Source organism: Pantoea sp. B566 (assembly GCF_024793925.1).
GTDB lineage: Bacteria > Pseudomonadota > Gammaproteobacteria > Enterobacterales > Enterobacteriaceae > Pantoea > Pantoea ananatis.
Genome location: NZ_JANUQL010000003.1, coordinates 150,093 through 174,128, shown reverse-complemented (window position 1 = coordinate 174,128; position 24,036 = coordinate 150,093). Strand labels below are relative to the sequence as shown.

Annotated in this window: 24 protein-coding genes and 1 other annotated feature; of the genes, 7 read left to right on the top strand and 17 right to left on the bottom strand. The window is 53.9% G+C overall.

Annotated features, from left to right (window positions below; translation table 11 throughout):
* Nucleotides 1–62: 62 nt before the first annotated feature.
* Nucleotides 63–2,447, bottom strand: coding sequence for a phosphoenolpyruvate synthase (gene ppsA, locus NYE92_RS02525; RefSeq protein WP_013025589.1), 2,385 nt, complete (start codon nt 2,445–2,447; stop codon nt 63–65).
* Between the two features lie 417 nt (nt 2,448–2,864).
* On the opposite strand from ppsA, the gene NYE92_RS02520 reads away from it, so the two are divergent.
* The gene (locus tag NYE92_RS02520; RefSeq protein ID WP_013025588.1) at nt 2,865–3,692 is read left to right on the top strand and encodes a pyruvate, water dikinase regulatory protein; all 828 of its coding nucleotides are present in this window, start codon (nt 2,865–2,867) and stop codon (nt 3,690–3,692) included.
* 152 nt (nt 3,693–3,844) lie between these two features.
* Nucleotides 3,845–4,891, top strand: coding sequence for a 3-deoxy-7-phosphoheptulonate synthase (locus tag NYE92_RS02515; RefSeq protein WP_013025587.1), 1,047 nt, complete (start codon nt 3,845–3,847; stop codon nt 4,889–4,891).
* Between the two features lies 1 nt (nt 4,892).
* Here the strand turns inward: NYE92_RS02515 and NYE92_RS02510 are convergent, their stop codons facing one another.
* From NYE92_RS02510 to NYE92_RS02440, 15 genes are all read right to left on the bottom strand, one after another.
* Nucleotides 4,893–6,329 carry a protein adenylyltransferase SelO gene (locus NYE92_RS02510; RefSeq protein WP_259018475.1) on the bottom strand — a complete coding sequence of 479 codons (1,437 nt, stop codon included), beginning with the start codon at nt 6,327–6,329 and terminating at the stop codon, nt 4,893–4,895.
* Nucleotides 6,330–6,419: 90 nt separating this feature from the next.
* Complete coding sequence (locus NYE92_RS02505) at nt 6,420–7,154, bottom strand: EAL domain-containing protein (protein WP_014605963.1); 735 nt, start codon at nt 7,152–7,154, stop codon at nt 6,420–6,422.
* A gap of 292 nt (nt 7,155–7,446) precedes the next feature.
* Nucleotides 7,447–7,905, bottom strand: a complete 459-nt coding sequence (locus NYE92_RS02500) for an NlpC/P60 family protein (protein ID WP_013025584.1) — start codon at nt 7,903–7,905, stop codon at nt 7,447–7,449.
* Nucleotides 7,906–7,971: 66 nt separating this feature from the next.
* Entirely contained in the window at nt 7,972–8,721 is a 750-nt protein-coding gene (btuD, locus tag NYE92_RS02495; RefSeq protein ID WP_014605965.1) for a vitamin B12 ABC transporter ATP-binding protein BtuD, read from the bottom strand.
* A complete protein-coding gene (locus NYE92_RS02490; RefSeq protein ID WP_013025582.1) occupies nt 8,722–9,267 on the bottom strand; it encodes a glutathione peroxidase in 546 nt (181 codons plus the stop codon).
* A 33-nt stretch (nt 9,268–9,300) separates the two neighbouring features.
* Nucleotides 9,301–10,290, bottom strand: a complete 990-nt coding sequence (gene btuC, locus NYE92_RS02485) for a vitamin B12 ABC transporter permease BtuC (RefSeq protein WP_259018474.1) — start codon at nt 10,288–10,290, stop codon at nt 9,301–9,303.
* Nucleotides 10,291–10,389: 99 nt separating this feature from the next.
* Nucleotides 10,390–10,692: an integration host factor subunit alpha gene (gene ihfA, locus NYE92_RS02480; RefSeq protein ID WP_006118960.1), complete on the bottom strand. Its 303-nt coding sequence runs from the start codon at nt 10,690–10,692 to the stop codon at nt 10,390–10,392.
* 4 nt (nt 10,693–10,696) lie between these two features.
* Nucleotides 10,697–13,084: a phenylalanine--tRNA ligase subunit beta gene (gene pheT / locus NYE92_RS02475; protein WP_029568723.1), complete on the bottom strand. Its 2,388-nt coding sequence runs from the start codon at nt 13,082–13,084 to the stop codon at nt 10,697–10,699.
* A 14-nt stretch (nt 13,085–13,098) separates the two neighbouring features.
* Nucleotides 13,099–14,082: a phenylalanine--tRNA ligase subunit alpha gene (gene pheS, locus NYE92_RS02470; RefSeq protein ID WP_013025578.1), complete on the bottom strand. Its 984-nt coding sequence runs from the start codon at nt 14,080–14,082 to the stop codon at nt 13,099–13,101.
* Nucleotides 14,083–14,154: 72 nt separating this feature from the next.
* Nucleotides 14,155–14,280, bottom strand: a sequence feature (Phe leader region).
* The gene (gene pheM, locus NYE92_RS02465; protein WP_106120997.1) at nt 14,231–14,275 is read right to left on the bottom strand and encodes a pheST operon leader peptide PheM; all 45 of its coding nucleotides are present in this window, start codon (nt 14,273–14,275) and stop codon (nt 14,231–14,233) included. Its footprint overlaps the feature before it by 45 nt.
* Nucleotides 14,281–14,396: 116 nt before the next feature.
* Nucleotides 14,397–14,753 (bottom strand): 50S ribosomal protein L20, encoded by a 357-nt coding sequence (gene rplT, locus NYE92_RS02460; RefSeq protein WP_006118956.1) that lies wholly within the window; start codon nt 14,751–14,753, stop codon nt 14,397–14,399.
* A gap of 44 nt (nt 14,754–14,797) precedes the next feature.
* Nucleotides 14,798–14,995: a 50S ribosomal protein L35 gene (gene rpmI / locus NYE92_RS02455; protein ID WP_004157374.1), complete on the bottom strand. Its 198-nt coding sequence runs from the start codon at nt 14,993–14,995 to the stop codon at nt 14,798–14,800.
* A 100-nt stretch (nt 14,996–15,095) separates the two neighbouring features.
* Nucleotides 15,096–15,647, bottom strand: coding sequence for a translation initiation factor IF-3 (infC, locus tag NYE92_RS02450; RefSeq protein ID WP_026020952.1), 552 nt, complete (start codon nt 15,645–15,647; stop codon nt 15,096–15,098).
* 3 nt (nt 15,648–15,650) lie between these two features.
* On the bottom strand, nt 15,651–17,579 hold the full coding sequence (gene thrS, locus NYE92_RS02445; RefSeq protein ID WP_014593593.1) for a threonine--tRNA ligase: 1,929 nt from the start codon (nt 17,577–17,579) through the stop codon (nt 15,651–15,653).
* 246 nt (nt 17,580–17,825) lie between these two features.
* Nucleotides 17,826–18,587: a YdiY family protein gene (locus tag NYE92_RS02440; protein WP_014605966.1), complete on the bottom strand. Its 762-nt coding sequence runs from the start codon at nt 18,585–18,587 to the stop codon at nt 17,826–17,828.
* A 351-nt stretch (nt 18,588–18,938) separates the two neighbouring features.
* Between NYE92_RS02440 and ghoS the strand changes: the two genes are divergently transcribed.
* Complete coding sequence (gene ghoS, locus NYE92_RS02435; protein WP_014605967.1) at nt 18,939–19,241, top strand: type V toxin-antitoxin system endoribonuclease antitoxin GhoS; 303 nt, start codon at nt 18,939–18,941, stop codon at nt 19,239–19,241.
* 78 nt (nt 19,242–19,319) lie between these two features.
* On the top strand, nt 19,320–20,213 hold the full coding sequence (locus NYE92_RS02430) for a fructosamine kinase family protein (RefSeq protein WP_015700426.1): 894 nt from the start codon (nt 19,320–19,322) through the stop codon (nt 20,211–20,213).
* A gap of 4 nt (nt 20,214–20,217) precedes the next feature.
* Here the strand turns inward: NYE92_RS02430 and NYE92_RS02425 are convergent, their stop codons facing one another.
* The gene (locus tag NYE92_RS02425) at nt 20,218–20,754 is read right to left on the bottom strand and encodes a YniB family protein (protein WP_014593590.1); all 537 of its coding nucleotides are present in this window, start codon (nt 20,752–20,754) and stop codon (nt 20,218–20,220) included.
* Nucleotides 20,755–20,911: 157 nt separating this feature from the next.
* Between NYE92_RS02425 and hxpB the strand changes: the two genes are divergently transcribed.
* The 3 genes from hxpB to NYE92_RS02410 all read left to right on the top strand — a co-directional run bounded on the left by hxpB (nt 20,912) and on the right by NYE92_RS02410 (nt 23,843).
* Nucleotides 20,912–21,580 (top strand): hexitol phosphatase HxpB, encoded by a 669-nt coding sequence (gene hxpB / locus NYE92_RS02420; protein ID WP_013025571.1) that lies wholly within the window; start codon nt 20,912–20,914, stop codon nt 21,578–21,580.
* 129 nt (nt 21,581–21,709) lie between these two features.
* Nucleotides 21,710–22,300 (top strand): metal-dependent hydrolase, encoded by a 591-nt coding sequence (locus NYE92_RS02415; RefSeq protein ID WP_259018471.1) that lies wholly within the window; start codon nt 21,710–21,712, stop codon nt 22,298–22,300.
* A gap of 151 nt (nt 22,301–22,451) precedes the next feature.
* Nucleotides 22,452–23,843: an L-cystine transporter gene (locus tag NYE92_RS02410; RefSeq protein WP_014605969.1), complete on the top strand. Its 1,392-nt coding sequence runs from the start codon at nt 22,452–22,454 to the stop codon at nt 23,841–23,843.
* Nucleotides 23,844–24,036 lie beyond the last annotated feature (193 nt).

Here is a 24,036-nt window from a genome sequence, read left to right as displayed (position 1 = left end):
TCAAAAAGCAAAAAAAAAGCCAGCTTGCGCTGGCCTTCTGGCATCGGAGGTTATCCATCACCTCAGGCGGGTTTGTTTAGCGCCGCCAGGCTTAACCAGGTTTCCACCACGGTGTCCGGATTCAGAGACAGACTGTCGATGCCCTGCTCCATCAACCAGGCCGCGAAATCCTGATGATCTGACGGCCCCTGACCGCATATTCCTACGTATTTGCCCTGTTTTTTCGCCGCCTGAATCGCCATGGACAGCAGCGCTTTGACCGCCTCATTACGCTCATCAAACAAGGCCGATACCACGCCGGAGTCGCGATCCAGCCCCAGCGCCAGCTGAGTCATATCATTAGAGCCGATGGAGAAACCGTCAAAGTGTTGTAAAAACTGCTCGGCCAGCAGGGCATTCGAGGGGATTTCACACATCATAATGACCTTGAGCCCGTTCTCGCCGCGCTTCAGTCCCTGGCGACCCAATTCCTCTACCACCGCCTGAGCCTGATCGACCGTACGCACAAAGGGCACCATGATTTCCACGTTGGTCAGCCCCATCTCGTTGCGTACGCGCTTCACCGCTTCGCACTCCAGCGCGAAACAGTCGCGGAAACTCTCGGAGACATAGCGGCCTGCGCCACGGAACCCCAGCATCGGGTTTTCCTCTTCGGGTTCGTAACGTTCTCCACCCACCAGATTGGCATATTCGTTCGTTTTAAAATCCGACAGGCGGACAATAACGCGCTTCGGCGCGAACGCCGCGCCCAGCGTCGCGATCCCTTCGGTCAGACGGGCGATGTAAAACTCAACCGGATCGTCAAAACCTTTCATCATCTGACGAATCTGCTTCTGCAGTTCAGGGGTTTGCTGATCGAACTCCAGCAACGCTTTTGGATGCACGCCGATCATGCGGTTGATAATAAATTCCAGCCGCGCCAGACCAACCCCTTCGTTTGGCAAACAGGCGAAATCGAACGCGCGATCCGGGTTGCCCACGTTCATCATGATTTTAAGCGGCAGGTCCGGCATGGTATCAACCTGCGAACTGGTGACGTCGAAGTCGAGCAGTTCATCGTAGACATAGCCGGTATCGCCCTCAGCACAAGATACGGTAACGGTATGTCCCTCTTTCAGCCGCTCGGTGGCATCGCCACAGCCAACCACCGCCGGGATGCCCAGCTCACGCGCGATAATCGCGGCATGGCAGGTACGGCCGCCGCGGTTCGTCACAATGGCGGAGGCTTTTTTCATGATCGGTTCCCAGTCGGGATCGGTCATATCGGTCACCAGCACGTCACCTTTTTCGATGCGGTTCATTTCGCTGATATCGTGAATGACCTTGACGGTACCGGCGCCGATGCGGTGACCAATCGCACGGCCTTCAATCACCACCTTGCCCTGTCCCTGCAGGCTGTAACGCTCCATGACCTGACCGTTGGAACGCACGGTTTCAGGGCGCGCCTGGACAATAAATAACTTCCCGGTGTGGCCGTCTTTGGCCCACTCAATATCCATCGGGCGCTTGTAGTGTTGCTCAATCAGTACCGCCTGATGGGCCAACGCCTCCACTTCGGCATCGCTCAGACAGAAACGATCGCGCTCGGCTTCCGCCACATCTTCGATGCGCACCTGCTCGCCATGTTCACGCGAGTCGGCGTAAACCATCCGCACCTTTTTCGAGCCCATGTTGCGGCGAACGATAGCGGGACGTTTCGCGGCCAGCGTCGGCTTGTGCACATAAAACTCGTCCGGGTTCACCGCGCCCTGTACCACCATTTCACCCAGGCCCAACGCGGCGGTAATGAACACCACCTGATCAAAGCCCGATTCGGTATCAATGGTGAACATGACCCCTGAGGACGCCAGATCGGATCGCACCATGCGCTGAATCCCCGCCGACAGCGCCACGCCGCGATGGTCGTAACCCTGATGGACGCGATAGGAGATGGCGCGATCGTTAAACAGTGAGGCATAAACGTGTTTCACTGCCACCATGACTGACTCAATGCCCTGCACGTTCAGGAAAGTTTCCTGCTGGCCGGCAAAGGACGCGTCAGGCATATCTTCGGCGGTGGCGGATGAGCGCACGGCGAAGGATGCCTCAGCATCGTCGGCAGAGAGCTGCTCATAGGCCGAAAGAATCGCGGCTTCCAGTTCAGGCTGGAACGGGGTTTCGACTACCCACTGGCGTATCTGCTTACCCGCCTTCGCCAGTTGATCCACATCATCAATATTGGTGTCATCCAGCAAAGCATAAATACGCTGGTTCAGACCGCTCTGCTCAAGAAACTGATTAAAGGCCCAGGAGGTGGTCGCAAAACCGTTGGGAACGGACACGCCCAGAGATGACAAATTGGTAATCATCTCACCCAGAGAAGCATTTTTGCCTCCCACCCGATCAACATCATGCATGCCAAGCTGGTTGTACCAAAGTACTAACGGCTGTTCGCCTTTATTGGACATTGAACTGATCCTTTATTAATGAATGGGCACATGGAAAATCCTGCTATTAACAAATCCAGCCTGGCATAACGTCTGATTAAACACGATCTGTTGAATCGTTAAAGCAGATTCTCAGACACAGTTTCAGAATTGCGCCTGGTTTTTTTCAGCGTTGCGCAAGGCCCTTATTTTTTGCTAATACGCTGATAATTCGCTCATTATTTTTTTTACTGCCTGTTATGCGGCGTTTTTGTTGCGCAACAAACACAGGCGTTGTCTGTCGCCTGAGGCGGTTTTAATGGCGCAAAAAAGGGGGGAATACGTGACGTCATGATGCAAAAGCGAGAGGGAAACGATGCCCCAGACTACACTTGCCCCTGAAGGCATGCTTATATTATCTCACTTGTTTTTACGACTTCCCTGCCCGAGGCACGACTTATGACCACCGACAGAAGCGTTTTCTACATCTCCGACGGGACAGCAATTACAGCCGAAGTATTAGGCCATGCCGTGTTATCTCAGTTTCCGGTTAACACCACGAGCGTGACCCTGCCGTTTGTTGAAAACGTACAGCGTGCGCAGGCCGTTAAGGCGCAAATCAATGCGCTTTATCAGCAAAGCGGCGTGCGCCCACTGGTGTTTTTTTCCATCGTTACGCCTGAAGTCCGTGACATCATTGTGCAGAGCGAAGGCTTCTGCCAGGACATTGTGCAGGCACTGGTCGCGCCGCTTCAGCAGGAGTTGGGGTTGTCACCGGCACCGGTTGCGCACCGCACCCACGGGCTTGATGCCAGCAATCTCGGCAAATACGACGCCCGTATTGCGGCAATCGATTACACGCTGGCGCATGATGACGGCATTTCGTTGCGCGGCCTGGAGGATGCGCAGGTGATCCTGTTAGGCGTTTCGCGCTGCGGCAAAACACCCACCAGCCTGTATCTTGCCATGCAGTTCGGTATCCGTGCTGCTAACTATCCGTTTATCGCCGACGACATGGATAATCTGAAATTGCCTCCCGCCCTGCGTCAGCATCAGCACAAGCTGTTTGGCCTGACGATCGATCCGGAACGCCTGGCGGCCATTCGTCAGGAGCGCGCAGAAAATACCCGCTATGCCTCTATGCGCCAGTGTCGACTGGAAGTGGGTGAAGTTGAAGCGCTGTTTCGCACTCACCAGATTCGCTACCTCAACAGTACCAACTACTCTGTGGAAGAGATTGCGACGAAAATCCTCGATATTATGGGCCTGACGCGCCGCATGTATTAGTCAATTGCCGAAGGCGGCGCTGTAACGTCCCGCTGCCGTCATTTTGACTTTCATTATCATGTTGTCGCTTGAATTCGCAGGCTAATGGTTTATTGTGACCATCATCACTTCCCGGTATTTCACCGCTGCGAAGAAAAAGCTTAGAGAACACCATGAACAAAACTGATGAACTGCGCACCGCGCGCATTGGCAGCCTGATTTCCCCTGCCAGTCTGGCAGCTGAACACCCGCTTTCGACTACCATGGCCGATAACATCACCGCCGCACGCAAGCGCATTGCCCGCATTCTGACCGGAGAAGATCCCCGTCTGCTGGTGGTGATTGGCCCCTGTTCGCTGCATGACCCTGTCGCCGCGCTGGACTACGCTCAGCGTTTGGTCGCCCTGCGTGAGCGTTATCAGGATCGGCTGGAAATCGTGATGCGCACCTATTTCGAAAAACCACGCACGGTTGTGGGCTGGAAAGGCCTGATTTCCGATCCCGATCTGGACGGCAGCTTTGACGTTAATCGCGGCATCAGCATCGCCCGCAAGCTACTGATTGATATCAATGCGTTGGGTTTACCGACCGCCACCGAATTCCTGGATATGGTGATCGGCCAGTTTATTGCCGATCTGATTAGCTGGGGGGCAATTGGCGCCCGGACCACCGAAAGCCAGATCCATCGTGAAATGGCCTCGGCGCTCTCCTGCCCGGTCGGTTTTAAAAACGGAACAGATGGAAACGTCCGCATTGCCGTGGATGCCATTCGTGCATCCCGTGCCAGCCATATGTTTCTGTCGCCCGACAAACAAGGTCAGATGACGATTTACCAGACCAGCGGGAATCCGCACGGCCATGTGATTCTGCGTGGCGGCAAACAGCCTAATTATCATGCAGGCGACGTTGCCGAAGCCGCTGCCTGTTTAGCTGAGTTTGGTCTGCCGCAGCAGTTGGTGATTGATTTCAGCCACGGCAACTGCCTCAAGCAGCATCGCCGTCAGCGCGATGTTGCACTGGACGTCTCCGGGCAGATTAAAAGCGGCTCTCGCGCCGTTGCCGGGGTAATGATTGAAAGTTTTATTGAGGAAGGCAATCAAAAAGTGGTGAGCGGTGAACCCCTGACTTACGGTCAGTCGATCACCGATCCCTGCCTCAGCTGGCAGGACAGCGAAGAGGTCCTTGCGCTGTTAGCTGAGGCGGTTTCTCACCGTCTGTAAATCAGCTTGAGCAGCTGACCTCCAGTGTCTTGCCCCAGTCCGGTGGCCGTTGACGATATTCAGCGGCCGCCGCGTCACTAAAAGGCTGCTGAAGCGCCTGATGTAAACGCGCCAACGCGCCGCTCTCTCCCTTCTCCGCCTCGTCTATCACCTGTTGAGCAAGGTAGTTACGCAGCACCACGGCTGGATTGGCGGCTTTCATCACCTGCTGCCGTTCGGCATCGCCAACCTGCTCCTGCAGCAGGCGTTGACGGTAGCGCTGATACCAGCGATCAAAAGCAGAACGATCGATAAATTCATCCCGCAGTGGCGAACGGCTCTCCGCCTGCTGCGTATCACTTAACAGACGGAACGTGAGCGTATAGTCGCTGCGTTCCTGACTCATTAAGCTGAGTAATTCGGTAAGAATCTCATTATCCCCGGCATCGGCCGTCAGCAGGCCCAGCTTCGCCCGCATCCGCTCTCCCCAGACGCGCATCAGCGCATTCTCATAGCCGCTTAAGGCCTGTTTGAGCTGTTCGGTACTCATTAACCCCGATAACGCATGGGCCAGACGGTTGAGGTTCCATAAGCCAATCATGGGCTGATTCTCGAAGCTGTAGCGGCCCTGATAATCGCTGTGATTGCAGATATAATCCGGCTGATAGTCATCCAGAAAACCATAGGGACCGTAATCGAGGGTCAGGCCGAGGATCGACATGTTGTCGGTATTCATTACGCCATGAGCGAAGCCCACGCTTTGCCACTGGGCGATCAGTCGCGCAGTGCGCAGCACGATATCGGCAAACCACAGCTGATAACGATCGGCCTCATCCACCAGCTGCGGCCAGTGGTGGCGAATGGCATAGTCTGCCAGCTGTTTGACCTGTTCCGGCTGCTGGCTGTAAAAAAAGTGTTCGAAATGCCCAAAGCGCAGGTGACTCGGTGCAATACGCATCAGCATCGCGCCACGTTCGGCGGTCTCGCGGTAAACGGGCTCGTCGCTAACGGCAAGGGTGAGTGCGCGCGTGGTGGGAATGCCTAAATGATGCAGCGCTTCAGAGGCGAGAAATTCACGCACCGTGGAGCGTACCACGGCACGACCGTCGCCCATGCGCGAATAAGGCGTTAGCCCGGCACCTTTCAGGTGCCAGTCGAGCCTGCAACCGTCTTCCAGCCGCTGCTCGCCCAGCAGAATACCGCGGCCATCCCCCAACTGACCGGCCCAGACGCCGAACTGATGCCCACTGTAGACCTGGGCCAGCGGTGCCATGCCGGGTAATAACGCGGCACCATACCACACGCCATGGCCCTGCCCGGAAAACAATGCGCTGTCCAGTGCCATTGCCTTCGCCAGCGGCGCGTTGTGATACAGCAGTCGGCCGCCCGCAAGTGGCGTAGGGTTTAACGCGGTATAGCTGCCAGGAAGCTCACGAAACCAGCTGTTATCAAAGATCATCAATTCTCCCAACGACACCGGGTATCGTGTGATAAAACCCACAGTGTAGCGTTGATGACCAGGATTGGACAGGCGGCAGGCGTGCGAGTATCAGGGAGTGTGCAGGAATTGCTCAGAGTAGATTAACGTCTCAAAGGCGTCTGATTTAACCACTGGAAACAGCGCGCCCTGGAGGTGGACGTTACTGAGCTGGCTAACTTTATCCAGTAAAATTTCATCATCCACACCACAAATAATCATCCGATCGCAATGGCTGCGGAAATTATCGATGATGCTCTGCATAAATGGTAAAAAAGAAGCACGTTTAGACAGTGAGTGAATAAAGTGTTTATCCAGTCTGATACAGCTAAACAGATTATCGTAAACGGCTGTCGTGGAGGATTTCCCTGCGCCAAAATGGGACAGAGACAATTTAAACTCACGATTTAACGCGGCGATTAATGGGTTATTTTTTCCCAAATTCAGCGAGAGAAACGTTTCGCTGATATCCAGCATTATAAAAGGAAGCTGTTTTATTTTGCGCGTCAGAAACTCACTCTCGAGAATGGTGTTCGCCATGCCCTCATCGACAGGCATAAAAGCCAGCAGGTGATGGGTTTCAAAAAACGTCTGGTGTTTTTCCAGCAGCGAGATCTGGCGCTGCAGCAGGCGCAGGCGCTGTGTCTCATCAAGCTGAGGCAACAGAACATCCTGCGGCAACGTGATCGGCGCACTCTCGTGCACGAACTGCGTAGCCAGCTCAATGGCGGTTAAGTGCCCTTCCTGAGAACAGGCGGCATAAAACCAAATTTCCGACTGGTAGTCGGCAGACAGGTGAATTTTCATTTTACAGCCAGAATATGTGGCGATAGTGCATCGTATATGATTAAAAACATACTGGCAATAGTAGCAAAGGACTGATGAGATGGATATTTTTATCGCTTCATTACCGTTAGGCTAAAAAAATAAACTTTAAGCCAAATAATTCCAGGAACAATTCTGTTAACCGTGAAAAACATTCTTAGGTCCGGTGTTATAAATAAAACGAACCGGTTAAATCCGAATTAAGAATATTTTTCCAGGTCCGTTTTTTTTCTGATTTAATCCGCACAAATCCACTGGTTTTCCAGCGGAGAAATTAGATGCGGCGCGCCTGCCAAAAGACCTTCCGCCAGTAGACATTATCCAGCGAAGAGCGGATTACGCCCTGACTGGTGGACGCATGGATGAAAGCGTTATCCGTGTCATAAATGCCCACATGCAGGCCATTTTCACCACTCCCCGTTTTGAAGAACACCAGATCACCGGGCAAGAGATCGTCTTTGCTGATGCGGGTGCCGATATCGCTTTGTGCGGAAGTGGTGCGGGGAAGTTGCAGATCAAACCTGTCGCGAAACGTCAGGTAGACAAAGCCTGAACAGTCCACCCCGCCGCGGCTCATGCCACCATAACGGTAAGGCGTGCCCCGCCAGCTTCCCAGTTGATCTCTGAGTTGCGCTATCACGGTGATGGAGTCAGAGAGGCGACTGTTAATGGGCGGTGCATGATGGCTACAGCCCACCAGCAATAAAGCGAATAACAGCAACCCCATGCGCATAACAGCTCATCCTTAATAAAGAGTAACCGGATTAATGTAGCGGCAAAGCGCGCCAGGTGGCAAGTCTCAGGGCAAAACGGTCAGCAGAGGCCGTCCTTCTAAGATGAGCTGACGAAACGGAATGCCGTACAGGGGCGAAAGCTGTTCTGGCCGAAGGACATCCGCAGGCTCGCCCTGCAACACCACCTGGCCCTGATGTAACAGCCAGACCTGATTGGCATACCATAAGCTATGGTTAAGATCGTGACTGCTGGCGACAACGCAAACGCCTGCGGCACAGAGTTCACTAATCAGATCGTCCACCGCTTTTTGTTGAGCAACATCCAGCGCCGTCATGGGCTCATCCAGGATCAGTAATTGCCCTCTGGCGTTGATCTGCGGATCGATTTGCATCATTACCGCGCCAAGCCGCACCCGCTGCCACTCACCACCGGAGAGCTGGGTCAATGGCCAGGCTAATTTATCATCCAACTGCAACCGCGACAGTATCGTGGCGAGCCGGGCTTCATCTGGCGAGGTGGAAGACGAAAGATGCAGCCGCAGATAGTGGTAAACCGGCATCTGCCCCGGAGGAAGCTGTTGCTGAGGCAGCCAGCTGCGCACGCTGGCCAGCGCCGGGCCTGTCCAACTGGCGAGGGCGGTATTCAGTAGCGTGGCGCGGCCGGTAAAGGGTTCCAATCCCGCCAGGGCTGACAGCAGTGTGCTCTTCCCTGCGCCATTCGGCCCCACCAGATGCACCCGTTGCCCGGCCTGCATCGTGCCGCTTACCGGTTGCAGCCGTCCGGGAACGGCTGCATTTTCCAGCCTAAGCAACACTTACTTTGCCAGCGCCTGTTTGATCGTTTCCAGAATAATGGGATCTTCTGGCGACATGTCCGGTGAGAAACGCTGAATAACGCTGCCATCACGCCCTATCAGGAATTTTTCGAAGTTCCACAGAATATCGCCCGGCGCTTTGGGAGCCCGTCCTTTGCTGACCATGCGCTCATAAAAACCACTCTCTTCCGGACGCACGGCCTCGGGTTTCGCCGCGACCAGCTGTGCATAAAGCGGATGACGATGCTCACCATTGACCTCACACTTTTCGAACATCGGAAACGTCACACCGTAGGTCGTGCTGCAAAACGTTTTGATTTCTTCGCTACTGCCTGGCTCCTGCTCCAGAAACTGGTTGCAGGGGAAACCCAGCACGCTGAAGCCCTGCTCATGCCAGGCTTTATGAATATTTTCCAGCGCTTCATATTGTGGGGTTAAGCCGCATTTAGAGGCCACGTTGACCACCAGCAGCACCTGTCCCTGCCAGGAGGACAGCGCCGTTTTCTCACCATCCAGTGTAACCAGTTCAGTTTGATAAATGCTCATACGGAGTTCCTGTGGTTAATGCATGTATGTCAGCTAAAGCTGACGTGACGATTTGACTAACAAGATGATAAACAGCGGTGCGCCGAGCGTTGCCGTGACCACGCCGATGGGTAACTCAGCGGAGGCCAGCGCCAGGCGGGCAATAATATCCGCGCCGAGCAATACGCTGGCTCCCGCCAGCGCCGAAGCCGGCAGCAGCGCACGGTGGTCATTCAGCCCCACCAGCCGCAGCAGGTGCGGAATCACCAGGCCCACAAAGCCAATTGCGCCAGCAAGCGCCACGCTGACGCCAACCAGCCATCCCGTGGCCAACACCAGCAGATTACGCCAGTAAAACAGTGACAACCCAAGCTGGCGGGCTGACGTTTCCCCCAGCGCCAGTAAGTTAAGCACCCTGCTCGCTGTGGTGAGCGCCAGGATAACCGGCAGCAGCGCCAGCATCATCCAGCCATAGCGCCAGTCGATACCGCTGAAGCCGCCCATCATCCAGTACATGAGTTGGCGCAGATCGAGGCTGCTGCTGAAATAGACGGCCCACGTCATGATCGCGCTGCAAATAATCCCCAGCGCAACGCCAGTGAGCAGCAAACGCGTGACGGATAAATGACGCCGGGCAAAATGCAACAGAATCAGGGTAACGACCAGCGCACCGGCCATTGCCGAAAAGCTGAGGCTCCATAGCGAACCGCTGCTCAACAGAACGCCCGCGACCAGGCCAATGCCGGCCCCGTTGGAAACGCCAAGCAGCCCGGGTTCGGCCAGTGGGTTGGTAAACAACGCCTGCATGACAACGCCGCTCAGAGCCAGCGCGCTCCCCACCAGGATAACCGCAAGGCTGCGCGGCAGGCGAAGCTGGCCGACAAAAAGCCTGCCGCTGTCGCTGAACCATTGTGTGGGGTTTATCCAGCGCTCACCCGCGCACAGGCTGAGGATAAATAACACCAGCAGCAGGCTGCCGAGACCCAAAAGCCAGGCTTTACTGCGGCGATCGCTGTGCAGAGCAAGTTGTTCAAGCTGGGACATAAGCAGAATTAGCCAGAATGACAGAGGATTGATTGTAAAAGGATTGCGAAAAAAAGAAATGAAAAAGGCCGCTTGCGCGGCCTTTTTGAAACACTGGGATCAGTCACTGTCTTTTGGTGTGGCGTTTTCAACGCGACTTTTAAGCTTCTGCCCTGGACGGAAGGTCACTACGCGACGCGCAGTAATGGGAATATCTTCTCCCGTTTTTGGGTTTCTGCCCGGACGTTGGTTTTTGTCACGCAGGTCAAAATTACCAAACCCCGACAGTTTAACCTGTTCTCCATTTTCCAACGCGCGGCGAACCTCTTCGAAAAACAACTCCACCAACTCTTTTGCGTCACGTTTGCTCAGCCCGAGTTTCTCAAACAGGTATTCTGACATCTCAGCTTTTGTAAGCGCCATAGGTTCAATCCCTCAAGGTTGCCTGGAATCGCTCTTTTAATGCCGCAACGCATTTGGCAACCGTCGCGGCAATCTCCTCTTCTTCGAGTGTCCGGCTGGTATCCTGCAAAATCAGGCTGATTGCGAGGCTCTTATAGCCCTCGGAAACACCCTTACCTCGGTACACGTCAAACAAGTTTACGCCAACTACCTGATTTACGCCAACTTTCTTACACTCTGCGATGATATCTGCTGCCGGCACATTTTCGGCCACAACAACGGCGATATCACGGCGGTTTGCCGGGAAGCGCGAAACCTCTTGCGCATCAGGCAGGACGCGGTCTGCGACCTTATTCCAAAGCAGTTCAAAGACTAAGGTACGACCGTTGAGATCCAGCTTACGTTCAAGCTCGGGATGAACCACTCCGATAAATCCGATTCGTTCATCCTGTAAATAAATTGCCGCACTTTGTCCAGGATGGAGCGCTGGATTCGCCTCTGCACGAAAGCTAATCGCATTCAACTTGCCGGTTAAATCCAGCAATGACTCTAAATCACCTTTCAAATCATAGAAGTCAACGGTCTGACGCGCCAGATCCCAGTGTTCTTCATAGCGGTTGCCACTCAGCACGCCTGCCAGCATCAGATCCTGACGAATACCGAGATCCGCCTGAGTATCAGGAACAAATCGCAGACCGCTCTCAAACAGACGCACGCGGCTCTGCTGACGGTTCTGGTTATAGACCACCGCGCTGAGTAAGCCAGTCCACAGTGACAAACGCATGGTGGACATGTCGCTGGAGATCGGGCTGGGCAGCAGCAGCGCCTCTTCACCCGGATGCAGCAACTGCTGTACTTTCGGGTCCACGAAGCTGTAGGTGATGGCTTCCTGGTAGCCTTTATCCACTAACAGCATTTTTGCTCGCTTCAGCGACAGGTTAGCTTCACGGTGCTTTGTCATGACCAGACCGGCCTGAACCGGCACGTCCGGGATGTTGTTGTAACCATAAATGCGGGCGATCTCTTCTACCAGATCCTCTTCGATAGCCATATCGAAGCGCCAGGCGGGGGCGACCGCCTGCCATTCCCCAGGGGTTACGCTGACCTGACAACCCAGGCGCGTCAGAATATCCGTGACCTGCTCATCGCTGACAACATGACCAATCAGCCGATCCAGCTTTTCACGACGCAGCGTGATCGTGGCCGGTTGCGGCAAGGCGTCCGCCGACGTCTGATCGATAACCGGGCCCGCTTCACCGCCGCAGATGCTCAGCAGCAGCTGAGTCGCGCGTTCCATCGCCTTGTGTTGCAGTGCAGAATCCACACCGCGCTCGTAGCGATGTGATGCATCGGTGTGCAAACCATGACGGCGCGCGCGGCCCGCAATCGCCAGCGGTTCGAACCAGGCACACTCCAGCAAAATATTTTGCGTTTCGCCGTTTACACCAGAATGTTCACCACCAAAAATGCCGCCCATCGCCAGGGCTTTCTGATGATCGGCAATCACCAGCGTATCGCTGCTGAGCTTCACCTCTGTGCCATCCAGTAGCGTGAGCGCCTCACCATCTTTCGCCATCCGCACGACGATACCGCCGTCGATGCGGTCCAGATCGAACGCGTGCATTGGCTGGCCCAGTTCGAGCAACACGTAGTTGGTGATATCAACGACCGGATCGATAGAGCGAATACCACAGCGACGCAGTTTCTCTTTCATCCACAGCGGCGTTGCTGCGCTGACGTTGATGCCTTTCACGACCCGCCCCAGATAGCGTGGGCAGGCAGCGGTGGCTTCGACACTAATCGGTAACGTATCAGCAATCGTCGCCGCAACCGGCTCAATGACCGGCGCGTTAAGCGGCAGGCTGTTCAGCACCGCCACATCGCGGGCAATCCCGATAATGCCCAGGCAGTCTGCGCGGTTAGGCGTGACGCTGATTTCAATGGTGTTGTCGTCCAGCTGCAGGTAGTCACGGATATCCGTGCCAATCGGCGCATCGGCGGGCAGTTCGATAATGCCGCTGTGGTCGTCGGAAATCCCCAGCTCAGAGAACGAGCACAGCATGCCTTCGGACGGTTCGCCGCGCAGCTTAGCCGCTTTAATTTTAAAATCGCCCGGCAGCACGGCACCCACGGTGGCGACTGCGACTTTCAGGCCCTGACGGCAGTTTGGTGCGCCGCAGACGATGTCCAGCAGCCGATCGCCACCGGTATTGATTTTGGTCACACGCAGTTTGTCGGCATTAGGGTGCTGACCGCATTCCACTACCTCACCGACCACGACGCCGTGAAACGCGCCCGCAACGGGCTCAACGCCGTCCACTTCCAGGCCGGCCATGGTGATTTGCTCAGATAAGGCCGCACTGTCAAGGGCTGGATTTACCCATTCGCGTAACCAGAGTTCACTGAATTTCATTGGATAACCTGCCCTTACTTAAATTGTTTGAGGAAACGTAAATCATTTTCGAAGAATGCGCGTAAATCGGTCACGCCGTAGCGCAGCATGGTCAGGCGCTCCATGCCCATGCCAAAGGCGAAGCCTGAATAGACTTCCGGATCGATACCGACATTGCGCAGAACATTGGGGTGCACCATGCCGCAGCCCAGCACTTCCAGCCACTTGCCGTTTTTACCCATCACATCCACTTCAGCGGACGGCTCGGTAAACGGGAAATAGGAAGGACGGAAGCGGATCTGCAAATCTTCCTCAAAGAAGTTGTTCAGGAAATCGTGCAGCGTGCCTTTCAGGTTGGTGAAGTTGATATTCTTATCGACGATCAGCCCTTCCATCTGGTGGAACATCGGCGTGTGCGTCTGATCGTAATCGTTACGGTACACGCGGCCCGGCGCAATAATGCGCAGAGGCGGCTGCTGGTTCTTCATGGTGCGAATTTGCACGCCTGAGGTTTGCGTACGCAGCAGGCGCGTGGCATCAAACCAGAAAGTATCATGATCGGCACGCGCCGGATGATGGCCCGGAATATTGAGCGCATCGAAGTTATGATAATCGTCTTCAATTTCCGGACCGGTCACTACCGCAAAGCCCAACTCGCCAAAGAACGTTTCAATACGATCGATGGTGCGGGTCACCGGATGCAGGCCGCCGTTTTCGATACGGCGTCCCGGCAGGGAAACGTCGATGGTTTCTGCCGCCAGACGGGCATTAAGGACCGCAGACTCCATCTCCTCTTTACGCGCGTTCAGACGATCCGTTACCTGCTGTTTAGCCTCGTTAATCACCGCACCGGCCGCAGGACGCGCTTCCGCTGGCAATTCACGCAATGTGGTCATCTGTAATGTCAGATGCCCTTTTTTCCCCAGATATTCGACGCGCACCGCGTCAAGGGCGGCGATATCGGTCGCCCCGTCGATGGCCGCCGTGGCGTTCGCCACCAGTTCTGCTAGTTGGGACATGTTTTCCTCTTTTTCCAGTCAGGCTGGTTAGTACTTGTTGGGACCTGCCGGTCCAATATGCCAGCGCCAAAAACAAAAAAAGCCTCCACGTGGGAGGCTTTCAGCGCGATTTTTCGTTTCTTTTCTTATGCGCAAAAGCCCCTGATTGTCAGGCGCTAAAGTAAAAAAAGAAACGGAAAATAGCAGCATTCATGCTTGCGTTACCTTGTCATGATTTCCAACGGCACTATTGAAATGCGCATCGGCGAAAAAGTCAATCTTTTGCTCAGGTTACAGGTAATAAAAAAGGGAGCAAGCTCCCTTTTTCAACTGACTTACGCCAGCGCTGATTTCGCTTTTTCTACCAGTGCAGTGAATGCCACTTTGTCGAATACGGCGATGTCGGCCAGGATTTTACGGTCAATTTCAATGGCTGCTTTTTTCAGACCATTGATGAAACGGCTGTAAGACATACCGTTCTGACGCGCTGCTGCGTTGATACGCGCGATCCACAGCTGACGGAACTGACGCTTACGTTGACGACGGTCGCGGTAAGCATACTGACCAGCTTTGATAACAGCCTGGAAGGCAACGCGGTAAACACGTGAACGTGCACCGTAGTAACCTTTAGCTTGTTTTAAGATTTTTTTGTGACGTGCGCGAGCAACTACACCACGTTTTACACGAGCCATTTAGCTCTCCTGTTTAATATTCTGAATTAATTAAAAAAATTTACTTATGCGTACGGCAGGCAGGCAATAACCAGACCCAGATCGCCTTTAGACACCATGCCTTTCGGACGCAGGTGACGTTTACGCTTAGTAGATTTCTTAGTCAGAATATGACGCAGGTTTGCGTGTTTACGCTTGAAGCCGCCAGAAGCGGTCTTCTTGAAGCGCTTAGCCGCGCCACGTACAGTTTTAATCTTTGGCATTTTAAAAAATATCCACTTCGCATTGTTGATAACATGACCCAGACAGGCGAACAACAAACCGCACAACGCAAGCGCTGCGCGGTCATTGCTACTTGAATGCCTACTGTTTCTTCTTAGGAGCGAGCACCATGATCATCTGGCGGCCTTCGATCTTCGAAGGGAAGGATTCGACAATGGCCAAATCCAGATCTTCACACAGGTCTTTACGGACGCGGTTAAGCACTTCCATACCGATCTGCTGGTGCGCCATCTCACGACCGCGGAAACGCAGCGTGATTTTGGCTTTATCGCCTTCTTCCAGAAAGCGAATCAGGTTGCGTAGTTTGACCTGATAGTCGCCATCATCGGTTCCAGGACGGAATTTGATTTCCTTAACCTGAATAACTTTTTGTTTCTTCTTCTGTTCCTTAGAAGATTTACTTTTTTCATAGAGGAACTTGCCGTAGTCCATGATGCGGCAAACCGGCGGTTCGGCGTTCGGGCTGATTTCAACTAAATCTACACCCGCTTCCTCAGCTTTTTCCAGAGCTTCGCGTAGACTTACAATACCAAGTTGCTCGCCTTCAACGCCTGTTAAGCGCACTTCTGTTGCGCGAATTTCACTGTTGATGCGATTCGGACGCGTAGGTTGTACTCGTTTTCCGCCTTTAATACTTTATTCCTCCAATTGGTGAAGATTGCGGCTGCGAATCTCTTGCTGCAGCTTCTCAACAAACACATCGACGTCCATCGACCCAAGGTCTTTACCACGGCGGGTGCGAACGGCCACTTTGCCAGCTTCCACCTCTTTATCACCACAGACCAACATATAAGGGACGCGACGTAATGTGTGCTCGCGGATTTTAAAGCCTATCTTCTCGTTTCTCAAGTCCGCTTTCACACGAATGCCAGCATTCTGCAATTTACGTGTCAAAGTCTCAACATATTCTGCCTGACCGTCGGTAATATTCATTACCACAGCCTGCATCGGCGCCAGCCAGCTTGGGAAGAAACCGGCGAACTCCTCGGTCAAAATACCGATGAAGCGCTCCATCGAACCCAGAATCGCACGGTGAATCATTACCGGCGTCTGACGATCGTTGTTTTCACCCACGTAGGTGGCATCCAGACGCTTAGGCAGGGAAAAGTCTAGCTGAACCGTTCCACACTGCCAGGCGCGGTCAAGGCAATCGTATAGTGTAAATTCAATTTTAGGGCCGTAGAACGCGCCCTCACCCGGCTGGTACTCAAACTCAATGTTGTTTTCATTGAGCGCCGCAGCCAGATCTTCTTCTGCACGATCCCAGGTTTCGTCAGAACCAATACGCTTTTCAGGACGGGTGGACAGTTTCACCACAATCTTTTCAAAGCCAAAGGTGCTGTACATGTCATAAACCATGCGGATACAGCTGTTCACTTCGGTACGCAGCTGATCTTCCGTACAGAAAATATGCGCATCATCCTGGGTAAAGCCCCGCACACGCATCAGGCCATGCAAAGCGCCTGAAGGTTCATTACGGTGGCAGCTACCGAACTCAGCCATACGCAGCGGCAAATCGCGATACGATTTCAGCCCCTGGTTAAAAATTTGGACGTGCCCTGGGCAGTTCATCGGTTTGATGCAGTACTCGCGGTTCTCAGAAGAGGTCGTGAACATCGCATCTTTGTAGTTTTCCCAGTGGCCGGTCTTTTCCCACAGCACCCGATCCATCATGAACGGGCCTTTAACTTCCTGATACTGGTACTCTTTTAGCTTACTGCGGACGAACACTTCCAGCTCACGGAAAATTGTCCAGCCGTCATTATGCCAGAAAACCATGCCCGGCGCTTCTTCCTGCATATGATAGAGGTCGAGTTGCTTACCAATTTTACGGTGGTCGCGCTTCGCCGCCTCTTCCAGACGCTGTAAATAAGCCGCCAGCTGTTTCTTATCTGCCCATGCTGTACCGTAAATGCGCTGCAGCATTTTGTTGTCGCTGTCGCCGCGCCAGTATGCGCCGGAGATTTTCTGCAGTTTAAAATGGTGACAGAAACGCATGTTCGGTACGTGCGGACCGCGGCACATATCGACATATTCTTCATGATGATACAGCCCGGGGCGATCGTCATGACTGATGTTCTCATCCAGGATGGTGGTCTTGTAGACTTCACCTCGCGCCGCGAAGACATCGCGCGCTTCCTGCCAGCTGACTTTTTTCTTCACAACATCGTAGTTGGTCTCGGCCAACTGATGCATGCGTTTTTCCAGCAGCTCAATGTCTTCCTGGGTCAGGGTACGATCGATATCGACATCATAATAGAAGCCGTTGTCGATCACCGGACCGATCGCCATTTTGGTATCTGGCCACAGCTGCTTAATCGCATGGCCTAACAGATGCGCGCAGGAGTGGCGAATGATCTCCAGACCCGCTTCGTCTTTGGCAGTGATAATGGCAACAGACGCGTCGTCGGTGATGGGATCGACCGCATCAACCAGTTCACCGTTAACTCGTCCGGCGATGCAGGCTTTTGCCAGACCGGGACCAATATCAAGCGCGATATCCATGACGCTGACAGGGCGGTCGTATGAGCGCTGACTGCCATCAGGAAGCGTAATTACAGGCATAGAATGTCCTTAGTTGCAGTGGTAAGCCACACGAAAGCTTACATACAAAATTGAGTAGTGTTATTGACCTGGCGTTATGTCAGACCCACATTGTCGGAATGTCGCCAGGAGTGTAATGCGGGACGGATAATAGCAGTTTTCAGGCGCGAGCAAAACCCATGCGTTTGTCGCTAAGCCTCAGAGAGATCAAAAAAAAGCGGCCAGGCACTGTGCCAGACCGCGCTTTTTCAGACATCCTGACGCCTGTTACATCGCGTAGGTCAGCATGACGGAAGTTCGGGTATCGGTACGGTCTGGTGCAGAAGCCGGTGGGTTGTTGTTCCAGGTCACGTTGTAGGCCAGCTTCAGGGCAAAGTGATCGTTAATAGCCACCTGTAAACCCGTTTCTGAGTTCACCGTGGTGTCTTCTCCCAGCGAGCTCAGCACGGAAACACCCTGAATGAACTTAGTGGTGTCGGTAAGTTGCCACTGATAGCTCACAGCGCCGTAAGCCAGCCCCTGCGTTTTGTGATCGCCGTCGCGGTAATCGTCGTAACGCACACCCGGACCGAATTCAGCACGCAGTGAATGCACCGGGCCGTTCAGAATCTGGCGACCATAACCGGCGGTCAGCACATCACGAGAATCATAGCCGTTATAACGATCGCTCAACCAACTTGCCTGACCAAACAGGTAGTCGTAGGCGCTCATGTTGTAACGCGAACGGGCACCCAGGTTGTAGGTTTCCGAAGAACGCTCATCGTTGGCAGAGGTGTTTGCGGCGTTACCCCACAAGCTGTAGGCCATTGATTCTGTGTACCAGGTCATATTGGTTTGCGCGGTCAATGATGAACTGGTGGTGTTACCGGTTTGTGCCAGGTAACCCGCAGAAGCAGAACCTTCAAAAGGCTTTTTCGCCGTTGAAGGGTCATCCATTGCGGTAAAGACAGCATTATCGGCCAGCGCCTGGTGACAAAACGCTCCGGCAGAGAGCAAAAGAACAGCAGACAGCTTGTTAAAGGCTTTCATTAAATGTGATCCGTGCAGCAGTTTTAAAAACGAAGATTCTGAAGGGTTTCCCAATGCGATCAATGCAATTTACGGTAACTTTTGTAAAAAAACATGAATTCGCTCAGAACGGCATGCTTTAGCGTAACGCCACGTATTCACTAGGCGTTAACCTGATTTCGGCGCGCATTATAGAGCCATTTTTGGCAAATGGCATCTTTTCATTTACAAGATTTACACAGGATTTTGCCTGGAATATCAGCGAAATTTGCACACAGATTGATCTGATTTTACGCCTCATCTCCTTCATTATTCGCCTGTTTTTTCACCCTGTACTACGCTGTGTATTATTTGAGCATACCGAGGTGCAGAATGAGCAACGGGAATTTACACCGCTATGTCGTCACGTTTCATTACCGGGAAACCGGTCTCAGTGACGTGCTGACGTTAACCGGAGCGATGACCTCCGGCGGCTTTTCTACCACGCTGATGGATGACAAGGGAAACCCGCATGAGCTTGGCACCAACAGTTTTGGCATTGTGACTACGCTTACGCAGGAGGATTTGAAACAGCAGGTCATTGCCGCGGGCGAAAGCGCGCTGGGACAAACGCCCGACGTGACGCTCACCACGCTTGACGATTTTCTGCGCGACGCAGCACGTTCAACAGAGTAGTCTGTGCGCAGGCGCAGACTTTGCGCTGTGCTAACGCGTTACAATCGAATTCAGGCAGCGAATAAAGAGGATAACCCGATGTGGTCAGCCATTAGTCGTCTGTTAAGCGAGCAATTTGGTGACGCCGATATTACCCAACGCCACGAGCTCCCCGGTGGCGATGTGCATCCCGCCTGGCTGATTCGCTATGGTGAGCAGGATGTCTTTGTCAAATGCAACAGCCGCGATAAGGTTTCGCTGTTCAGTTGGGAAGCCGATCAACTCGCCCTGCTGCGCCGTACGCAGACCGTCCGGGTCCCCGAGGTTTACGGGGTGGGCAGCGATCGCGACTACAGCTTTCTGCTGCTGGAATACATCAAGCCTCAGCCTCTCGATGCGCACAGCGCACTGCAGCTGGGCCAGCAGCTGGCACATCTGCATCAGTGGAGCGAACAACCGCAGTTTGGTCTTGATTTCGATAACAACCTGACCACCACACCTCAGCCAAACAGTTGGCTACGGCGCTGGTCAGTCTTTTTTGCAGAGCAGCGTATCGGCTGGCAGCTGCAAATTGCCGCCGAGAAAGGCATTCTCTACGGCAATGCCGAGCTGATTGTCGACTGTGTGCAGCGCACCCTGGCCTCCCATCACCCGCAACCTTCCCTGCTGCATGGCGATCTGTGGCCCGCCAACTGCGCAGCCAGCCAGAACGGGCCATGGATTTTTGATCCGGCCTGTTACTGGGGCGACAGAGAATGTGATCTGGCGATGCTGAGCTGGTTTAACGATCTGCCCAGAGAAATCTTCGACGGCTATAATCAGGTCTGGCCGCTGCCGGATGGCTTCTCACAGCGCCAGCCGGTTTATCAGCTTTATTATCTGCTAAACCGGGCCAACGTGTTCGGCGGCAACTGGCTGGGGGCCGCGCAGTTTGCCGTAGGTCAGTTACTGGACGACGACGCGCTGGCGGCCGGCCAGGCTAAACCGGCCTGACCGGTTAGAGAAAACCGAGTAACGAAAGCAGAAAATATCCGGCGATAACAATCACGATGGGCAAAATATAGAGCGGGAAAATCTGCAGAAAAATGGTGTGACGAGGAATGCGCACCTTCTCTTCCACCTGCTGACGCGTGCGCCCTTCGCTGCCTTTCGCCTGTTCGAGGATCATCTGGTCTTCAATGCCTTCGCGTACATGGCGAACCTGCCTTCCCATACGCGCACCTGACGCTTCCAGGGCCAGCCCGATGAAGATCAGAATATAGATTAGCCAGAACCCCAGGTTCATCTGGCCGTTAAACTCCGGCACGGGCGAGTTGTGCCAGAAAACGTTCAGAAACGGCGTGTTAAAACGAATCATATCGACCATGACATGAATAAAATCGAGCATCACGGCATCAATGCCGGGTTTCTTTTCACTGTGTTTAAAGAGAAAACTCAGCAGTGAGATGATCGTGGAGAGCAACGCCAGTAAAAAAACTATCCAGCCGACAACGCGTTTAAGGATGGCAATACGGCCAGCCTGTTGATAGGTCATGATATCTCCTGAACCCAAAATCCTGTTAGCCTTCAGTCTAACCTGCCCTTAGGGAATTTTCCCAAAAAAAAGAGCAGGCTGCGCCCGGCAAGGCTCTCGTTAACCCCCCGCCTGCGTTCGTGGTAAGGTAGCGGGATTATTTACAGGGGAGCGCCTTATGTCTTACCACCGCCCGGTTTACGCTGCTTTATTTGATATGGATGGATTACTGATTGATTCGGAACCGCTCTGGGATCGGGCCGAAATGGATATCTTTTCCACCCTGGACGTTGATTTAACGCGCCGTCATACGCTGCCCGATACGCTCGGGCTACGCATCGATCAAACCGTGCGCATGTGGTATGAAACGCTGCCCTGGACCGGTCCGTCGCAGCAGGAGATTACCCAGCGCATTATTACCCGCGTGATGGAACTGATTGCGACAGAACGTCCTCTGCTGCCCGGTGTTGAATCGGCCCTGAGGTTATGTAAGCAGCAGGGGCTAAAAACCGGCCTGGTCTCGGCCTCGCCGCTGTTTATGCTGGAAGCCGTGCTGGAGATGTTCAACCTGCGGCCCTGGTTTGACGTGCTGTCTTCGGCGGAGAACCTGCCTTACAGCAAGCCGCACCCTCAGGTGTACCTTAATGCGGCGGAGGCGCTGGGCATCGATCCGTTAAACTGCGTCGCGCTGGAAGACTCCGTTAACGGAATGGTGGCGAGCAAAGCGGCACGGATGCGCGCCATCGTCGTGCCGGCTGCCGTCCATCAGGAAGATGCTCGTTGGGCATTGGCCGATGTTAAACTCGGCAATCTGACACAGCTGATGCCCGCCCACTTACTGGGGTAATCGTGCCTGTGTTGTAACCTGTTGCACAGGCTTAAAAAATTAACGCTTCGTTACAGCGTCACAGGTTCTCATTTACTGGATAAATCCCTATACTGGATGCATCGACAGTTTTTGCAGCCAGGTTTTATCATGACGGCCGAGGGCCATATCTTTTTTGCGGTTGCCAGCGCTATTTTTGCCAAACGGGCCGAACTCACGCCGGTGATGGCGCACGCAGACTGGTGGCATTTGATCCCGGCCACGTTACTGACCTGCCTGCTTCCCGATATCGATCATCCCAAATCTCTGTTAGGACAGCGGCTTCGCTGGCTGTCCCACCCTATTGCGCGGGCCTTTGGTCATCGGGGATTTACCCACAGCCTGCTTGCGGTGGCGGCCAGCCTGTGGCTGTTTCAGATTAACGTCCCGAAAAGCTGGCCCCTCCCGGCCGATGTATTGCAGGGCATGACACTCGGTTATCTGAGCCATATTGTGGCGGATATGCTCACTCCCGCTGGCGTTCCACTACTCTGGCCCTGCCGCTGGCGTTTTCGCCTGCCGGTACTGCACAGCCAGAAAGGCAATCAACTGGAGCGAGCGCTCTGTTTATGCCTGATCGGTTACGCTCTGTGGTTCCCGGTAGGGATGCCTTCATTTGGCGAAAATGGCTGGCCCGCCCAGGTATTCGACACCTTACAAAATGGCGTTAGCCGTCTCATTTCTGCGCAATCTGAGCGTTAATTGCCCGGCAAAAAGGGTAAGGTTATAAGCTATTCCATTTGGATATAAGATTGCGCGATTTCTAACTGTTACCATTTCTGGATACGTATCTTTACGATCAAACCTCTGCTGCTCTCCTGACCAGGGAATGCTGCATTACATCGGAGTTGCTATGGATATTCCTCTTACGCTTAACGTCGTGGCATTTGTGCTGCTACTGCTTTTGCTGTCGCGCCTTGGCCGGGCAAACTGGAGCCTGTCGAAAAAGGTTCTGACTGGCCTGGTGCTGGGTGTGGTGTTTGGCCTCGCGCTCCAGCTGATTTATGGCGGCAACAGCGATATCGTTAAAGCCTCTATCGGCTGGTTTAACATCGTGGGTAACGGTTATGTTCAGCTGTTACAGATGATTGTGATGCCGCTGGTGTTCGTGTCGATTCTCAGCGCCGTGGCTCGCCTGCACAATGCCTCCTCACTGGGAAAAATCAGTTTTCTGACCATCGGCGTACTGCTGTTTACAACGGCAATTTCTGCCCTGATCGGCGTTTTTGTCACCGGCCTGTTTCACCTTAACGCGACCGGTCTGGTACAGGGCGCCCAGGAAACGGCTCGCCTGAGCGCAATTCAGAGCAACTACGTTGGTAAAGTCGCTGATTTGACAGTGCCTCAGTTAATCCTGTCATTCATTCCTAAAAACCCGTTTGCCGACTTAACTGGTGCCAGCCCGACGTCCATCATCAGCGTGGTCATCTTCGCCGCGTTCCTGGGTGTGGCTGCCCTGCAGTTGCACAAGGATGATGAGGTAAAAGGCCAGCGGGTACTGACCGCCATTGATACGCTGCAGTCGTGGGTGATGAAGCTGGTTCGCCTGATTATGAAGCTGACACCTTATGGTGTGCTGGCGCTGATGACCAAAGTCGTTGCCGGCTCCAACGTGCAGGACATCATCAAGCTGGGCAGCTTTGTTGTGGCATCCTATTTGGGCCTGACCCTTATGTTTGTGGTTCATGCGCTGCTCCTGTCGGTCAACGGCATCAATCCTATGCGCTTCTTCCGCAAAGTGTGGCCGGTATTGACCTTTGCCTTTACCAGCCGCTCCAGCGCCGCCAGCATTCCACTGAACGTGGAGGCGCAAACCCGCCGCCTTGGCGTACCTGAATCGATTGCCAGCTTCTCGGCCTCATTTGGTGCCACCATTGGACAGAACGGCTGTGCCGGTCTTTATCCGACGATGCTGGCAGTGATGGTCGCCCCGACGGTCGGCATCAATCCTTTTGATCCGCTGTGGATTGCCACGCTGGTCGGCATTGTGACATTGAGTTCAGCAGGCGTAGCCGGTGTCGGCGGCGGAGCGACCTTTGCCGCGCTGATCGTCCTGCCTGCGATGGGGCTGCCGGTCACACTGGTCGCGCTGCTGATTTCCATTGAGCCTCTGATTGACATGGGACGAACCGCGTTAAACGTTAATGGCTCAATGACCGCAGGATCGCTTACCAGTCGCTGGCTGGGCCTGACCGATAAACGCGTTTTAGAGCGCAGCGAGCACAGTGAATTAGAGCACAGCTAATCACGCCGGACCTGGCGTCCACCGCCAGGTCTTTCTCTCTGTTTTTGTCTTATCTTCTCCTTATTTCTTCATCATCATCCTGTTCCCGTTAAGAAAACGTTAAGCGTGGTAAACGGGCAATAATGCACAGCATTTCCCCTTGTCTTTACGCAGCAAAAAGAGAATTCTGCAGGTAATAACTGCAGGAGAATGC

Coding starts and splice junctions, on each gene's coding strand:
- NYE92_RS02410 (WP_014605969.1), top strand. CDS start 22,452: ATGGATATTCCTCTTACGCTTAACGTCGTGGCATTTGTGCTGCTACTG.
- NYE92_RS02515 (WP_013025587.1), top strand. CDS start 3,845: ATGAACAAAACTGATGAACTGCGCACCGCGCGCATTGGCAGCCTGATT.
- pheS (WP_013025578.1), bottom strand. CDS start 14,082: ATGTCCCAACTAGCAGAACTGGTGGCGAACGCCACGGCGGCCATCGAC.
- NYE92_RS02490 (WP_013025582.1), bottom strand. CDS start 9,267: ATGAGCATTTATCAAACTGAACTGGTTACACTGGATGGTGAGAAAACG.
- NYE92_RS02430 (WP_015700426.1), top strand. CDS start 19,320: ATGTGGTCAGCCATTAGTCGTCTGTTAAGCGAGCAATTTGGTGACGCC.
- thrS (WP_014593593.1), bottom strand. CDS start 17,579: ATGCCTGTAATTACGCTTCCTGATGGCAGTCAGCGCTCATACGACCGC.
- ghoS (WP_014605967.1), top strand. CDS start 18,939: ATGAGCAACGGGAATTTACACCGCTATGTCGTCACGTTTCATTACCGG.
- NYE92_RS02415 (WP_259018471.1), top strand. CDS start 21,710: ATGACGGCCGAGGGCCATATCTTTTTTGCGGTTGCCAGCGCTATTTTT.
- hxpB (WP_013025571.1), top strand. CDS start 20,912: ATGTCTTACCACCGCCCGGTTTACGCTGCTTTATTTGATATGGATGGA.
- NYE92_RS02505 (WP_014605963.1), bottom strand. CDS start 7,154: ATGAAAATTCACCTGTCTGCCGACTACCAGTCGGAAATTTGGTTTTAT.
- btuC (WP_259018474.1), bottom strand. CDS start 10,290: ATGTCCCAGCTTGAACAACTTGCTCTGCACAGCGATCGCCGCAGTAAA.
- NYE92_RS02510 (WP_259018475.1), bottom strand. CDS start 6,329: ATGATCTTTGATAACAGCTGGTTTCGTGAGCTTCCTGGCAGCTATACC.
- rpmI (WP_004157374.1), bottom strand. CDS start 14,995: ATGCCAAAGATTAAAACTGTACGTGGCGCGGCTAAGCGCTTCAAGAAG.
- ihfA (WP_006118960.1), bottom strand. CDS start 10,692: ATGGCGCTTACAAAAGCTGAGATGTCAGAATACCTGTTTGAGAAACTC.
- ppsA (WP_013025589.1), bottom strand. CDS start 2,447: ATGTCCAATAAAGGCGAACAGCCGTTAGTACTTTGGTACAACCAGCTT.
- NYE92_RS02440 (WP_014605966.1), bottom strand. CDS start 18,587: ATGAAAGCCTTTAACAAGCTGTCTGCTGTTCTTTTGCTCTCTGCCGGA.
- pheT (WP_029568723.1), bottom strand. CDS start 13,084: ATGAAATTCAGTGAACTCTGGTTACGCGAATGGGTAAATCCAGCCCTT.
- NYE92_RS02520 (WP_013025588.1), top strand. CDS start 2,865: ATGACCACCGACAGAAGCGTTTTCTACATCTCCGACGGGACAGCAATT.
- rplT (WP_006118956.1), bottom strand. CDS start 14,753: ATGGCTCGTGTAAAACGTGGTGTAGTTGCTCGCGCACGTCACAAAAAA.
- NYE92_RS02425 (WP_014593590.1), bottom strand. CDS start 20,754: ATGACCTATCAACAGGCTGGCCGTATTGCCATCCTTAAACGCGTTGTC.
- NYE92_RS02500 (WP_013025584.1), bottom strand. CDS start 7,905: ATGCGCATGGGGTTGCTGTTATTCGCTTTATTGCTGGTGGGCTGTAGC.